This window comes from Serratia sp. Je.1.23.a, assembly GCF_051129805.1.
Taxonomy (GTDB): Bacteria; Pseudomonadota; Gammaproteobacteria; order Enterobacterales; family Enterobacteriaceae; genus Serratia; species Serratia liquefaciens.
In genome coordinates, this window is the sequence record NZ_JBCPSR010000003.1 from 318,425 (window position 1) to 331,684 (window position 13,260).

Consider the following 13,260-nt stretch of genomic DNA (forward strand, 5'->3'; position numbering starts at 1 on the left):
TGGAAACCCTGCGTTACATCCCTGCCCCATTGGCTGGCATTGGGCCGCTCTGATAAGCCATGTTGATATACAGGCTGTTTAGCGTGATCGCAGCCTCTGACAAATGCGGTGAAAGCGCATACACTAAAATTCATTTCACCTCCGCTGAAAAGGGTTCGTATGCTCTACCAGGCTGATTCTTCACGTTATCAAAGTATGGAATACCGTCGCTGCGGCCGCAGCGGGCTAAAGCTCCCGGCCATTTCACTTGGCTTATGGCATAACTTTGGTGACGTCACGCTGTATGACAACGCTCGCAAGCTGATCCACTGCGCGTTTGATCTCGGCATTACCCATTTCGATCTGGCCAACAATTATGGCCCGCCGCCCGGCTCCGCCGAGGAAAACTTCGGTCGCATTCTCAAGGCGGATTTGAAGTCCTGGCGCGATGAACTGATCATCTCGTCAAAGGCCGGTTACACCATGTGGCCCGGGCCTTATGGTGATTGGGGCTCGAAAAAGTACCTGGTCGCCAGCCTGAATCAAAGCCTGCAGCGCATGGGGCTGGAATACGTAGACATCTTCTATCACCATCGTCCGGATCCGGATACGCCGCTGGAAGAAACCATGGCCGCCCTGGATTTGCTGGTACGACAGGGCAAGGCGCTTTACGTCGGGTTGTCCAACTACCCTGCCGATCGTGCGCGCCAGGCGTTCAGCATTCTGCAGCAGCTCGGCACGCCCTGCGTGATCCATCAGCCGAAATACTCCATGTTCGAACGTTGGGTGGAGCCAGAATTGTTGGATACGCTGGAAGAACACGGCGTGGGTTCTATCGCCTTCTCACCGCTGGCCGGCGGCCTGTTGACCGATCGTTATCTGCAGGGCATTCCCCAGGACTCACGCGCTGCCAGCGGCAGCCAGTTCCTGCAGCCCGATCAGCTCACCGAGGATAAACTGGGAAAAATTCGCCGACTTAATGCACTGGCGCAGCAGCGCGGACAGAAGCTGTCGCAAATGGCGCTGGCCTGGGTATTGCGTGGCGATCGCGTCACTTCGGCACTGATTGGCGCCAGCAAGACCAGCCAAATTGAAGACGCCGTAGGCATGTTGGCTAACCGCACCTTTAGCGATGATGAAATTAAGCAGATCGAGCAAATATTAATGTAATCGCTTACAATTATCGCCGGTTTATCGCCGGCGATAACGCCTGCCGCGCCAGACAAATCTTAAATCACTCTCCCTGCCCCGTTTTTAAGAATGCCGCTAAGATTCAACCCTATCCACAAAGGCTAATATGCCGATATTGCAGGTAAAACTATAAGGCTGTTTTATAAACTGATGAACGCGCTTCATTAATTGTAAAACCGGCCAAGCCGCTACGGCGGAAAGGAGCATTCATGTTTAAACCTCTGTTATTGGCCGCTCTGTTGGTGGTGTCAACGCTGCCTGCCATCCAGCCAGCGCAGGCGGAAGGGCTGAGTATCGATCTGATGCCGGGCGTCTCGTTACGTATCGGTGAGCAAGACAATCGCGGCCGTTACTGGGACGGTTATGACTGGCGCGACCGCGACTGGTGGCAGGGCCATCAGGGTCGGTACCTGGGTGAACGCAATCGTCGGGGCTACAACTGGGATGGTTATCGCTGGCGCGACAACAATTACTGGCGCAAGAATTATTACTATCATGAGGGGCGCTATCGTAAATACGATAAGCACTATTATAAGCACCATGAGAAGCATCACGGGAAAGGCCGACGTCATGACGATCGCGATCATCGCCACCATGACCACGATGATTGACGGCCAAAGGCCGTCAGCCCGCCTAATCTCCCTCATTTAACAGATCGAGATACCCGGGGCGACCCGGGTTTCCGCTGATATTGAGCTTTAGTGAACCGCATTAGACTCAATGTTGGCCCTTCGTTTGGTATCCGCTCAGAGAAGGCTGCTGACCAGCAGGTAGCCGTTCAGCCCAACCACCACCAGCACGATCACTTTCCCTATCGCCTGTATGCTGCGGCTGTTGACCATCTCCCCCATCAGCTCGCGGTTGCCGGTGAACGACAACAGCGGCACCAGCGCCAGCGCAATACCGAAACTCAGCAGCACCTGGCTCAGTACCAGAATACGCGTAGCGTCCATGCCCATCATAATGACGATAAACGACGGCAGCATGGTGACCACCCGGCGCACCCACAGCGGAATATAAAAGTGTACAAATCCCTGCATCACAACCTGCCCTGCCAGCGTCCCCACCACGGTGGAAGATAATCCGGCAGCGACCAGACTCAGTCCGAAGATGGTCGCTGCCGCCTGGCCCAATAGCGGCTGCAGCGTCAGATAAGCCTGATCGAGATCGGCAATGCCGCTGTGGCCGTTAAAATGGAAGGCCGCAGCGGCGGTAGCCATCATCGCCAGGTTAACAAAACCGGCTATGGTCATGGCAATGGCGACGTCAAACTTGGTGGCCGCGTAGCGATCGGCTTTTGAATGCTCACCGCCGGTCTGGGTTAATGACGAATGCAGATAAATCACGTGCGGCATGATGGTCGCGCCGAGCACCCCGGCAGCCAAAAATACCGCGTCGCCGTTCGGCAGGTCCGGTATCGCCATGCCTTTCAACAAAGGCTCCAACTGCGGTTGTGAAAATACCAATTCCACCATATAAGCTGCGGCAACAAACAGCAGCAAACCGCCGATCACCATTTCCAGCGGTTTCTGCCCGCGTTTTTGCAGCATCAGGATAAGGAACGTGGCGATACCGGTCAGGATCGCCCCTTCCAACAGCGTGACGCCCAGCAGCAGTTTGAAGCCAATCGCTGCACCAATAAACTCGGCCAAATCTGTGGCCATGGCAATGATTTCCGCCTGAACCCAATAGGCCCAAACCGCCGGACGCGGGAAACGATCGCGAATGTGCTCTGCCAGATTTTTACCGGTGGCAATACCGAGTTTTGCGGACAACAGCTGGATCAACATCGCCATGACGTTGGCCCACACCACCACCCACAACAGGGTGTAGCCAAAGGAAGCGCCTGCCTGGATGTTGGTGGCAAAATTACCGGGATCGATATAGCCGATAGCCGCTATGAATGCGGGGCCCATCAAGGAAAGTTTGATCTTCCTGGCAGGGCGACTGGTGGTTTCAACCACATCACTGTTCAGCATGTTCTGAACCCTTACTTCTATTAAGCCTGTGGTTATCTTATGTAAATGATAATAATTATCAAGTGCATTTAGGGCGGTAATGCTTATCTCTGCGATAGAAAATAACCACGGGTTTAACGAAAGGTTTGGCGGGTAAGTGAACATTTACCGCACTGAACGAAGTTCTTTCCTGGGAAAAATCCTTTGGATGATCCATTTAGCGCAAGAATATGAATTTCATATGGATTGATTAACCTCTTGATTTTTTATGCTTTACCGTACAAGTTTAAGATGTTTCCCCCTATGATTTTCCATATTTGCAATAGAGCTCTCGTTTTTAAACGTGGCGTTACATAAAATGACATCCGAAATTCAGCCTGCCTCAAGTTTGGAGCAAACATGTCCCATATTGCGCACTTTGCGTTGGCGTTAGTGGTCGTCGCGATCCTGGCACTTTTAGTGTGTCGCGATCGTAAAAGCATCCGCATTCGCTATGTTATTCAACTGTTGGTTATTGAAGTACTGCTGGCCTATTTTTTCCTGCATTCGGAAGCGGGTTTAGGCTTTGTAAAAGGATTTGCCGCGCTGTTTGACAAGTTGCTCGGGTTTGCTGGGCAAGGGACTGATTTTGTATTCGGCGGTATGGGCGACAAAGGTCTGGCCTTCTTCTTCCTGAAGGTACTGTGCCCAATCGTCTTTATCTCTGCGCTGATCGGTATTCTGCAATACATTAAAGTACTGCCGTTTATCATCCGCATTATTGGTACCGTGCTGTCAAAAGTAAACGGTATGGGCAAGCTGGAGTCCTTCAACGCCGTCAGCTCGCTGATCCTGGGCCAGTCTGAAAACTTCATCGCCTATAAAGATATTCTGGGCAAGATGTCAGAAAAGCGCATGTACACCATGGCGGCAACCGCGATGTCCACGGTTTCCATGTCCATCGTCGGCGCTTACATGACCATGCTGGACGCCAAGTTTGTGGTGGCGGCGCTGGTACTGAACATGTTCAGCACCTTTATCGTGCTGTCATTGGTCAACCCGTATGACACCAGTAAAGAAGAAGAGCTGCATCTGGGCAACCTGCACGAAGGCCAGAGCTTCTTCGAAATGCTGGGCGAATACATCCTGGCGGGTTTCAAAGTCGCGATTATCGTTGCTGCGATGCTGATCGGCTTTATTGCCCTGATCGCCGCGCTCAACGGCCTGTTCAGCGCCATCTTCGGCCTGAGCTTCCAGGAAATCCTGGGCTACTTCTTCTATCCATTCGCCTGGATTATGGGTATTCCTAAGCACGAAGCGTTGCAGGTTGGCAGCATCATGGCGACCAAGCTGGTTTCCAACGAATTCGTGGCGATGATGGAGCTGCAGAAGGTTTCTGCTGAACTCTCTCCGCGCAGCCTGGGTATCCTGTCAGTGTTCCTGGTTTCCTTCGCCAACTTCTCTTCCATCGGCATCGTAGCCGGTGCGATTAAAGGGCTGAACGAGCACCAGGGCAACGTGGTTTCCCGCTTTGGTCTGAAGCTGGTTTACGGTTCTACGCTGGTCAGCATCCTGTCTGCGTCGATCGCAGGCCTGGTTCTGGGCTAAGCTTAAAAGCCAGTCATGTAAAGGTCGCTTCGGCGGCCTTTTTTATTGCCTGCGATTCTTCTGTAACTGCTGACATAACAGGAGGCGTTACGGTGATTCAATATGGGAAAAGACAGAAAGCAAAAAGCCGACCCTAAGGTCGGCTTTTTAAATGGTGGTGGAGCTAGACGGGATCGAACCGTCGACCTCTTGCATGCCATGCAAGCGCTCTCCCAGCTGAGCTATAGCCCCACAAAAGTGGTACGCTTTAACCGGCGTTACGGTATTCCCCAACCCTTCTGAGATAAAGGTTGGTGGAGCTAGACGGGATCGAACCGTCGACCTCTTGCATGCCATGCAAGCGCTCTCCCAGCTGAGCTATAGCCCCAATCCACAATCACGAAATCCTGTGAACGGGGCGCATAATATGAAACCCCTGAAAAACTGTCAACGGCTAAATTGAATTAGTCGATCAAGCGCTGAAAAAGCCGCCAAATCAGCGCTTTTCACGCTAAAAAATCGCCATGACGGACAAAAATCAGCCATCGTCGCCTGACTTCACAAAAAACAAAAAACCTTATCCATTGTGTTGATTTTTAATTAACGGAATGTTAGCGAAATACCCTTGAGTCATCTCGCCCACAGGCATAGACTTCCCCGCGTCTTAAATCCCACAACAATAAACCGAGTCAGTTATGTCGTTGCATTCACCAAAAGAAATCGCTGCGTTAGCCATTCAGGCCGGCGTAAACAAAAGCCGGGCGTCGCTCGCCAACCTGCTCATTCTGGGCTTTCTCGCCGGTGCCTTTATCGCGACCGGCTTCCTGTTGGATATCCACGTGATCGGCACCCTGCCGGCCGAATGGGGCTCCTTCGGCGCATTGCTGGGCGCTGCCGTCTTCCCGATAGGGCTTATCCTGACGATTCTGGCTGGCGGCGAGCTGCTGACCGGTAATATGATGACCTTGCCGATAGCCTGGTTTGCTCGCCAAATTTCGCTGCTTGCTGTCGTGCGCAACTGGTTCTGGGTCACCCTGGCCAACTTCGCCGGTAGCCTGGCCGTCGCCTATTTCTTTGGCCACCTGCTTGGCTTGACCGAAGGCGCCTTCCTGCACAAAACCCTGTCCATTGCACAAGCCAAGGTAGATGCCGACTTCCTGCACGCTTTTATATCCGGCGTAGGCTGCAATTGGTTGGTGTGCCTGGCGGTGTGGCTGGCCTTTGCCAGCAAGGATGTGCCGGGCAAAGTGATTGGCATGTGGTTCCCGGTGATGGCGTTTGTCGCCATCGGCTTCCAGCACGTGGTGGCGAACATGTTTATTATCCCGGCGGCCATTTTTGCCGGTGGTTTAAGTTGGAGCCAATACCTGCCCAACTTCACGGCCGTGTTTCTCGGTAACGCGCTGGGCGGCGCCGGTTTCGTAGGCCTGATGTACTTCCTCGCCTACCGCCCCACCGTGCCGGCCGCTGAACAGGCCTGATCGACAGCGACAAAAAAAGCCCCGGGATTGCTCCACGGGGCTTTTCATTATGAGCTCAGAAACTATCAGGCCTGAGCTTCACGCCCGGCGATATAAGCCAATGCCAGATCGATACGCTGTAAAGAACGTGCCTGACCGATGGCATGCACGGTCACATCCATGCCTGGTGACTGACCGGCACCGGTGACCGCTACGCGCAGCGGCATACCTACCTTGCCCATACCGACGCCCAGCTCATCAGCCGTGCCCTGAATGGCGTCATGCACGTTTTCCGGCGTCCAGGCGGTAATGGCCGCCAATTTGGCGCGTACCGCTTCCAGCGGCTGACGTGCAACCGGGCGCAGGTGTTTTTTCGCAGCGTCAGCGTCGAACTCGCTGAAGTCTTCGTAGAAGTAACGGCAAGACTCGGCCATTTCCTTCAACGTTTTGCAGCGCTCACCCAGCAGCTTAACGATATCTTTCAGCTCTGGACCGTTGCGGGTTTCAATGCCCAGTTGCTCCACGTGCCACGCCAGATACACGGCAACTTCTTCGGCCGGCATATGGTTAATGTAATGATGGTTCAGCCACTGCAGCTTTTCGGTATTGAAGGCGCTGGCGGATTTGTTGATCGCTTCCAGCGAGAAGAACTCTTTCATCTCATCAATAGAGAAGATTTCCTGATCGCCATGTGACCAACCCAGACGCACCAAATAGTTCAGCAACGCCTGCGGCAGATAGCCGTCATCGCGATACTGCATCACGCCCACGGCACCGTGACGTTTAGACAGCTTTTTACCGTCGTCACCGAGGATCATCGAAACGTGGGCGTATTCCGGTACCGGTGCGCCCAGCGCTTTCAGGATGTTGATCTGGCGCGGGGTGTTGTTGATGTGGTCTTCACCGCGGATCACGTGGGTGATCTCCATATCCCAGTCGTCGATCACCACGCAGAAGTTATAGGTCGGCGCACCGTCGGTACGACGAATGATCAGATCGTCCAGTTCCTGGTTGCTGAATTCGATCGGACCACGGATCTTGTCATCGAAGATTACCGAGCCTTCCTGTGGGTTACGGAAACGCACCACGTGCGGCTCGTCGTCGGTGTGGCTGCATTGGCTGTCGCGGCAGTGGCCGTCGTAACGCGGTTTTTCACCGTTTTCCATCTGCTTTTCACGCAGCGCTTCCAGACGTTCCTTCGAGCAATAGCATTTATAAGCAGTTCCCTGCACCAGCATGTCGTCAATCACCGCGTTATAACGGTCAAAACGCTTGGTCTGGAAGTACGGGCCTTCGTCCCAATCCAGGTTTAACCAGTTCATGCCATCCATAATTGCGTCGATAGCATCCTGGGTCGAGCGTTCCAAATCGGTATCTTCGATACGCAGAACGAACTCACCGCCCGCATGGCGAGTGAATAGCCAGGAGTAAAGCGCAGTACGGGCGCCACCGACGTGAAGATAGCCGGTTGGGCTCGGTGCAAAACGGGTTTTGATTTTCATTGGGTTCACTGCCTTATTACGCAACGCATGTCAGCGGTTGCCGACGATTGCTCGGAATTTAAAAAAGTGGCCGACATTGTATCACCACGCGCTAATTCCTCAACGCTGACACGATATTGCTGCATCAGCTTTCATCATCTCTGCGGCGCTTTTCGCATAACAATGTGCAAAGAATCAGCATTGCTGGCGATAAATATCGCATCCTGTTTAAATTTGCGGCGAACGATTGAAATCATTTTAAAAACCGTTGACTCACTTTCAACTATCCCTATAATGCGACTCCAACAAGACGGGGCGATTAGCTCAGTTGGTAGAGCATCTCCTTTACACGGAGGGGGTCGGCGGTTCGAGCCCGTCATCGCCCACCATCTTGTTGAGCAGTAAAGCAGTAAGAAATGAGAAGAATGAGGGTGATTAGCTCAGTTGGTAGAGCATCTCCTTTACACGGAGGGGGTCGGCGGTTCGAGCCCGTCATCACCCACCACTCATTCTCTTGTTTAGCAGTACCTGGAAGTCCTGAAGTGGGTGATTAGCTCAGTTGGTAGAGCATCTCCTTTACACGGAGGGGGTCGGCGGTTCGAGCCCGTCATCACCCACCACTTCTGCGGGTCGTTAGCTCAGTTGGTAGAGCAGTTGACTTTTAATCAATTGGTCGCAGGTTCGAATCCTGCACGACCCACCAATACAGAAAAAAGCGCCTTTTGGCGCTTTTTTCGCATCTGCGCTACCTTATTCCCGCAAACTCCTTGATCACATACTCCGCCGTATCGTGCTGGATGAGAACCTGCGTTCAGGTTCGAGCCGAGCGAAGCGAGACGACAACGCACAGCGTTGCCCGCAGGGCGAGGCCCAAGGCCGAGTCAATCCTGCACGACCCACCAATACAGAAAAAGCGCCTTTAGGCGCTTTTTTCGCATCTGCGCCCTGATAATCTCTATAAGCCTCACCACGTCCGCCCTGCCCCTGAAAATAATAATGCCCCTGCGCCGCCAATAGAAAAGGCGCTGCAAGCAGCGCCCTTGGGCTATCCTGGCGTTGTCGAGCGGATTATCAGGCCGCCAGCGTCGCCCCGCCGTCAATCACGATATCCTGCATGGTGATATGGCTGGCGCGGTCGGAAGCCAGGAACAAAATAGCATCGGCGATTTCCTGCGGCTGGGCAATTTTACCCAGCGGAATACCCAGTTTGAACTGTTCCGGGAAACCGTTGATGGTGTTCTGTTCCCCCGTTTCGTCCTGCCACATGCCGCGCTGCATCGGGGTATTGGTCGAGCCGGGCGAAACCAGATTGCAACGTACGCCATAAGGCGCCATTTCCAACCCCACGGTTTGGCACAGGCTACGCAACGCCGCTTTGGAAGCGCAATAGGCCGCCATGCCAACACGCGGCACATGCGCCGCATTGGATGCCACGCTGACAATAGCGCCACGTCTCTGGCGACGGAATACCGGCAGGGCATGGCGGAACATATTGAATGCACCACCGGCATTAACCGCCAGGCAGGCCAACCAGTCTGCGGTGCTGGTTTCGTCCGCCAGCCCCATGCGCAGAATACCGGCGCCGTTGACCAACACGTCCAACTCACCCTGCTCCACCAGCAAACGCCCGCACAGGGCATCTACCGCATCGCTGTCGGCGATATCCAGCACTTCGGTGCGAAACGCGTATTCCGGTTCGCCAAAATGCTTATCGAAACCAATTACCTCGGCACCGGCCCGCACAAACGCCAATGCGGTCTCCAGGCCAATCCCGGCGCCCGCGCCGGTAACCCAGACTCGTTTGCCGGCAAAATCGCCCTGTTGACTCATCAGGCTTTCCCCTCTGACAACAGCGCCCACCAACCATCAATGGTCGGGTTCTTGGCCAGGGCGATAAAATCGATATCGCCGCGGATCTTACGCCAGCGTGCCGCCAACTCCATGATCCGCACTGAATCCAGACCGTAGTCGATCAGGTTCTCGTCGTCACCCATGTCTTCGCTGTCTTCGTCGAGGAAAGGCATGATTTGCTGACGCAACGCCGCTTTGCTGGTGATCCCTGGCAGCAGCTCGGCGGTGGTGACCACGCGGCCACAGCGGCCGGCCGTGTAACGCAGCGCCATCAGGTGCTCTTCGCGGGAGAAGTCGGCCAGACCATCAGCAACCATAAACGGCTGAATGTTACGCATAAAGGCATCGATCGCCGTGGTCATGCAGCCGATATGGGCGTAAACACCACAGATGATCAGCTGATCGCGGCCTGACTCCTGCAGAATTTCCTGCAGCGGTGAACGGTGGAAGGCGCTGTAACGCCATTTCACCAGCACAGTGTCGTCTTCTTCCGGCGCCAGCGCGGCGACCACCGCCTGTTGCTCCGGGTGCTTGTTCAATCCAGGCCCCCACATATCATTGAGCAACGCCCGATCTTCATCGCTCTGCTGATTAGGCTGCGCGGTGTAAAACACCGGGATGCCCTGAGATTTGCAGTAGCGGCGCAGGTTGGCGATGTTCTCCACTACCTGTTTGATCAACGGGCTGTCTTCACCCCAGAAATTCAGAAAATACTGCTGCATGTCGTGGATCAACAGTGCAGCGCGCTGCGGTTCCACCGTCCAGCTCACTTTGTTGGTCGGCAGTTCAGCCTGAGTCGGCAACGCGTAATCATTAAGTTTTGGAATGGCCATGACTTATTCTCCCTGGACCTGAGTCAGTTGTTGCGCCTCCAGGCGTTGGCGCAACAGTTTTTTATCCACTTTGCCAACCGGGGTGAGCGGCAGCGTCTCAACCTGTATAAAGCGGTCGGGTAATTTGAATTCGGCCACGCCCTCGGCGCGTAAATGGCGACGCAAAACGACCGGTTTCAATGGGCTGGTGGCGATAATGTAGGCGCAGCTTTTTTCGCCCATCAACTCGTCCGGCATCGAAACCAACGCCGCATTGATCACTTCCGGGTGACGCAGCAGCAGGTTTTCGATCTCCTCGGCGGCAATCTTCTCACCACCGCGGTTGATTTGGTCTTTCTGACGCCCTTCAACCTTCACGTAGCCGTCTTCAGTCAGGCTAATCAAGTCGCCGGAGCAGTAGAAACCGTCTTTATCGAAGGCGGCGGCATTATGTTCCGGGCTTTGGTAATAACCGCGGAAGGTATAGGGGCCACGGGTCATCAGACGCCCGGTCTCGCCGACAGGCAGCGGATTACCGTCGTCATCGGCCACCCAAAGTTCGTCATCCGGCGACATCGGGCAGCCCTGAGTAGTCAAAATATGTTGGTCGTCATCATCCAGCCGGGTGTAGTTCACCAGGCCTTCCGCCATGCCGAACACCTGCTGCAGCTGACAGCCGATTTCGGCCGGAATGCGCGCGGCCAGGGTTTCCCCCAGCTTGGCACCGCCCACCTGCAGCAGCTTCAGGCTGGCCAACTGCTGGCAACCGCCCCATTCCTCAATGGCCTGCAGCCACAGCGTTACCGCCGGCGGCACCAGCGCCGTCACGTTGATCTGATGCTGGTCGATCAAACGGAAGCATTGCCCGGCATCCGGATCGCTGGCGAACACCACCAGCCCACCACCGTAAAACACGCCCAACACGCCAGGCGAGCTCATCGGATAGTTGTGTGCTACCGGCAGTGCGCACAGATAACGGGTTTCGTCATCAAAATGACAAATCTCCACGCTGCGGCGAATGCTGTAGTAGTAGTCGTTGTGGGTACGTGGGATCAGCTTCGGCGTGCCGGTACTGCCACCGGAGAGTTGGAAGAACGCTACCTGATCGGCCGCGGTTGGCGCAGCCACGAAACCGCCGCAATCCTCTTCCAGCCAGCTCGCCAGCGACTGCTCACCCTGTTCCTCACTGCGCAAAGCGACCAGGCGCAATGAAGGATGTTCAGCGCGAAACGTCGTCAGGAATTCGTCGTTACCGAACAGGCCATGCTGACGATCGGCAATCAGCAACGCCGGTTTGATCTGCGCCGCATAGGCGTTCAGCTCATTGCGTTGGTGGCTAAACAGCGCATTCACCGGCACTACGCCAATTTTCAACAGCGCAAAGAAAGTCACGTAGAACTCGACCACGTTACCCAACTGCACCAGCGCGGTATCGCCGCTGTGTATGCCCCGACGCAGCAAGGCCGCAGCCAGCCGATCGGAGAGTTGATTAAGCTGGCGATAGCTCAGGCTGCGTTGCGGGTCGATCAGCGCGATGGCGTCATTTTTAGCCTGGCGGGTGATGATGTCGGTCAATGGCCGGTCGGTCCAATATCCCCGTTCGCGATAGCGACGGGCTAATGCCTCAGGCCAGGGAGTAAAAGCAATGCTCATGGAAATGTCTATCCTTGGTTCAGGCCAAACGCCCGCGAAATGGTACTGAGTTTGGTGCCGGTTTCATGCCATTCAGATTCCGGCGAAGAGTCTTGCACAATGCCGGCTCCGGCAAAGAGTCGCACCTGGTTGCCCTGCACCGTGCCACAGCGGATGGTCACTACCCACTCCCCGTTGCCTTCGGCATCACACCAGCCGACGATGCCGCCAAACAGGCCGCGATCAAAAGGCTCCAGTTGCTTGATCACCTGATGCGCCAGCGCCGTTGGCGTACCGCACAGCGCCGGTGTCGGATGCAGCAGGCAGGCCAACGACAACGCGTTTTCCGCCCGACTGGCGGCCTCGCCGTCGATTGGCGTAGACAAGTGCCACAGCGTGGTGGTGCTCAATAATTCAGGCGAGGTGGGGATATTCAAATAACTGCAGCGATCGGCCAGCACTTGCCGCATACCTTCGGTAACAAACTGGTGCTCGTAGAGATCTTTCTCGGAAACCAACAGCTGTTGGCTGACTTCACGATCCCGCTGCGGGTCGGCGTCACGACGGGCGGAGCCTGCCAGCGGGTTGGAATAAAATTGTGCGCCGGATTTACGCAGCAGCAGTTCAGGGCTGGCGCCCAGCAATGCTCCCTGTTCCAACGGCACATGGAAATGGAAGCCATGCGGGTTTTGCGCGATGATACGCGCCATCAATGCCTGACTGTCTACCGGTTCGCGTGTTTCAATCTCCAGCAGGCGTGACAGCACCACTTTATCCAGTTGGTCACCACGGGTTGCTTCCACCGCATCTGCCACCATCTGCATGAAAGGCTGTTGTGCCGGCACTTCATTTTGGCTGATAATTTCCGGCAGGGCTTCCTGTGGTGAGGTTACGTCAGCCAAAAAGGCATCGCGTTCAAACCACTGGGTGTGCTGGGGAATAAAAAGCGCAGAGGGTTGATGAGTATCGAACGGGATCGCGCCGCACAGGACCGGGTTTTTCACCCCCGCCAGTTTGGCTTCGGCAAAAGCATGCCGTACCGCCTGCTGGAACTCGCCGTTAAGCTGATCCCCGCCCTGGGCCGGCAGCGTGATTTTAGCGAAGCAGCCCTGGGTGCTCAGGCTACGGAAAGGAGAGGTAAAGAAAAAGCCGGAGGTCGGCGACACGCCTGCTACGGACGACTCGCTCTCCTTGCTGTGCGGCTTCTTCTGCCCGGTACCCTTTACTGTCACGCTCATCGGTTCTCCCTTTCGTATCATGAACAATAACCTGTATAATAATGATTATCATTTGTATTGAATCGCGTTAAATTACCCTCGTGAATATGCTA

The 13,260-nt window shown here is 54.9% G+C and carries 10 protein-coding genes, 6 tRNA genes and 1 other RNA gene; 9 read left to right on the top strand and 8 right to left on the bottom strand.

Translation table 11 applies throughout. The annotated features are described in order from the left end of the window. Positions 1-159: 159 nt before the first annotated feature. Positions 160-1,149 (top strand): L-glyceraldehyde 3-phosphate reductase, encoded by a 990-nt coding sequence (gene mgrA / locus AAZT04_RS13750; protein ID WP_046373005.1) that lies wholly within the window; start codon positions 160-162, stop codon positions 1,147-1,149. A gap of 230 nt (positions 1,150-1,379) precedes the next feature. Further along, complete coding sequence (locus AAZT04_RS13755; RefSeq protein WP_020827957.1) at positions 1,380-1,781, top strand: DUF2502 domain-containing protein; 402 nt, start codon at positions 1,380-1,382, stop codon at positions 1,779-1,781. 135 nt (positions 1,782-1,916) lie between these two features. On the opposite strand, the gene AAZT04_RS13760 is transcribed toward AAZT04_RS13755, so the two are convergent. Next, positions 1,917-3,149 (bottom strand): Nramp family divalent metal transporter, encoded by a 1,233-nt coding sequence (locus AAZT04_RS13760; protein ID WP_020827958.1) that lies wholly within the window; start codon positions 3,147-3,149, stop codon positions 1,917-1,919. Positions 3,150-3,527: 378 nt separating this feature from the next. Here AAZT04_RS13760 and AAZT04_RS13765 point away from each other — a divergent pair, with 378 nt between their 5' ends. Then, a complete protein-coding gene (locus AAZT04_RS13765) occupies positions 3,528-4,715 on the top strand; it encodes a NupC/NupG family nucleoside CNT transporter (RefSeq protein ID WP_020827959.1) in 1,188 nt (395 codons plus the stop codon). Between the two features lie 155 nt (positions 4,716-4,870). Here AAZT04_RS13765 and AAZT04_RS13770 read toward each other — a convergent pair. Both AAZT04_RS13770 and AAZT04_RS13775 read right to left on the bottom strand, forming a co-directional pair. Beyond that, positions 4,871-4,946, bottom strand: a tRNA-Ala gene (locus AAZT04_RS13770). A 60-nt stretch (positions 4,947-5,006) separates the two neighbouring features. After that, positions 5,007-5,082 (bottom strand) — tRNA-Ala (locus tag AAZT04_RS13775). Between the two features lie 307 nt (positions 5,083-5,389). On the opposite strand from AAZT04_RS13775, the gene AAZT04_RS13780 reads away from it, so the two are divergent. After that, on the top strand, positions 5,390-6,175 hold the full coding sequence (locus AAZT04_RS13780) for a formate/nitrite transporter family protein (RefSeq protein WP_020827960.1): 786 nt from the start codon (positions 5,390-5,392) through the stop codon (positions 6,173-6,175). A gap of 65 nt (positions 6,176-6,240) precedes the next feature. Here AAZT04_RS13780 and gltX read toward each other — a convergent pair whose 3' ends face one another. Beyond that, the gene (gene gltX / locus AAZT04_RS13785; protein WP_129983441.1) at positions 6,241-7,656 is read right to left on the bottom strand and encodes a glutamate--tRNA ligase; all 1,416 of its coding nucleotides are present in this window, start codon (positions 7,654-7,656) and stop codon (positions 6,241-6,243) included. A gap of 292 nt (positions 7,657-7,948) precedes the next feature. Between gltX and AAZT04_RS13790 the strand changes: the two genes are divergently transcribed. The 5 genes from AAZT04_RS13790 to AAZT04_RS13810 all read left to right on the top strand — a co-directional run bounded on the left by AAZT04_RS13790 (position 7,949) and on the right by AAZT04_RS13810 (position 8,537). Then, positions 7,949-8,024: transfer RNA gene (locus AAZT04_RS13790), tRNA-Val, on the top strand. 40 nt (positions 8,025-8,064) lie between these two features. Next, positions 8,065-8,140 (top strand) — tRNA-Val (locus AAZT04_RS13795). Between the two features lie 39 nt (positions 8,141-8,179). Next, a tRNA-Val gene (locus tag AAZT04_RS13800) sits at positions 8,180-8,255 on the top strand. A 7-nt stretch (positions 8,256-8,262) separates the two neighbouring features. Further along, a tRNA-Lys gene (locus AAZT04_RS13805) sits at positions 8,263-8,338 on the top strand. Positions 8,339-8,411: 73 nt separating this feature from the next. Beyond that, a non-coding RNA gene (locus AAZT04_RS13810) (RtT sRNA) lies at positions 8,412-8,537 on the top strand. A gap of 169 nt (positions 8,538-8,706) precedes the next feature. Here AAZT04_RS13810 and dhbA read toward each other — a convergent pair. From dhbA to AAZT04_RS13830, 4 genes are read right to left on the bottom strand one after another with little or no spacing between them, the layout of a single operon-like run. Beyond that, complete coding sequence (dhbA, locus tag AAZT04_RS13815) at positions 8,707-9,465, bottom strand: 2,3-dihydro-2,3-dihydroxybenzoate dehydrogenase (RefSeq protein WP_046373002.1); 759 nt, start codon at positions 9,463-9,465, stop codon at positions 8,707-8,709. Then, positions 9,465-10,319, bottom strand: coding sequence for an isochorismatase (locus tag AAZT04_RS13820; RefSeq protein WP_020827963.1), 855 nt, complete (start codon positions 10,317-10,319; stop codon positions 9,465-9,467). The genes dhbA and AAZT04_RS13820 overlap by 1 nt, the downstream gene beginning before the upstream one ends. A 3-nt stretch (positions 10,320-10,322) precedes the next feature. After that, positions 10,323-11,951 (bottom strand): (2,3-dihydroxybenzoyl)adenylate synthase, encoded by a 1,629-nt coding sequence (locus AAZT04_RS13825; protein ID WP_129983442.1) that lies wholly within the window; start codon positions 11,949-11,951, stop codon positions 10,323-10,325. Between the two features lie 8 nt (positions 11,952-11,959). Further along, positions 11,960-13,168 (bottom strand): isochorismate synthase, encoded by a 1,209-nt coding sequence (locus AAZT04_RS13830; protein ID WP_129983443.1) that lies wholly within the window; start codon positions 13,166-13,168, stop codon positions 11,960-11,962. Positions 13,169-13,260 lie beyond the last annotated feature (92 nt).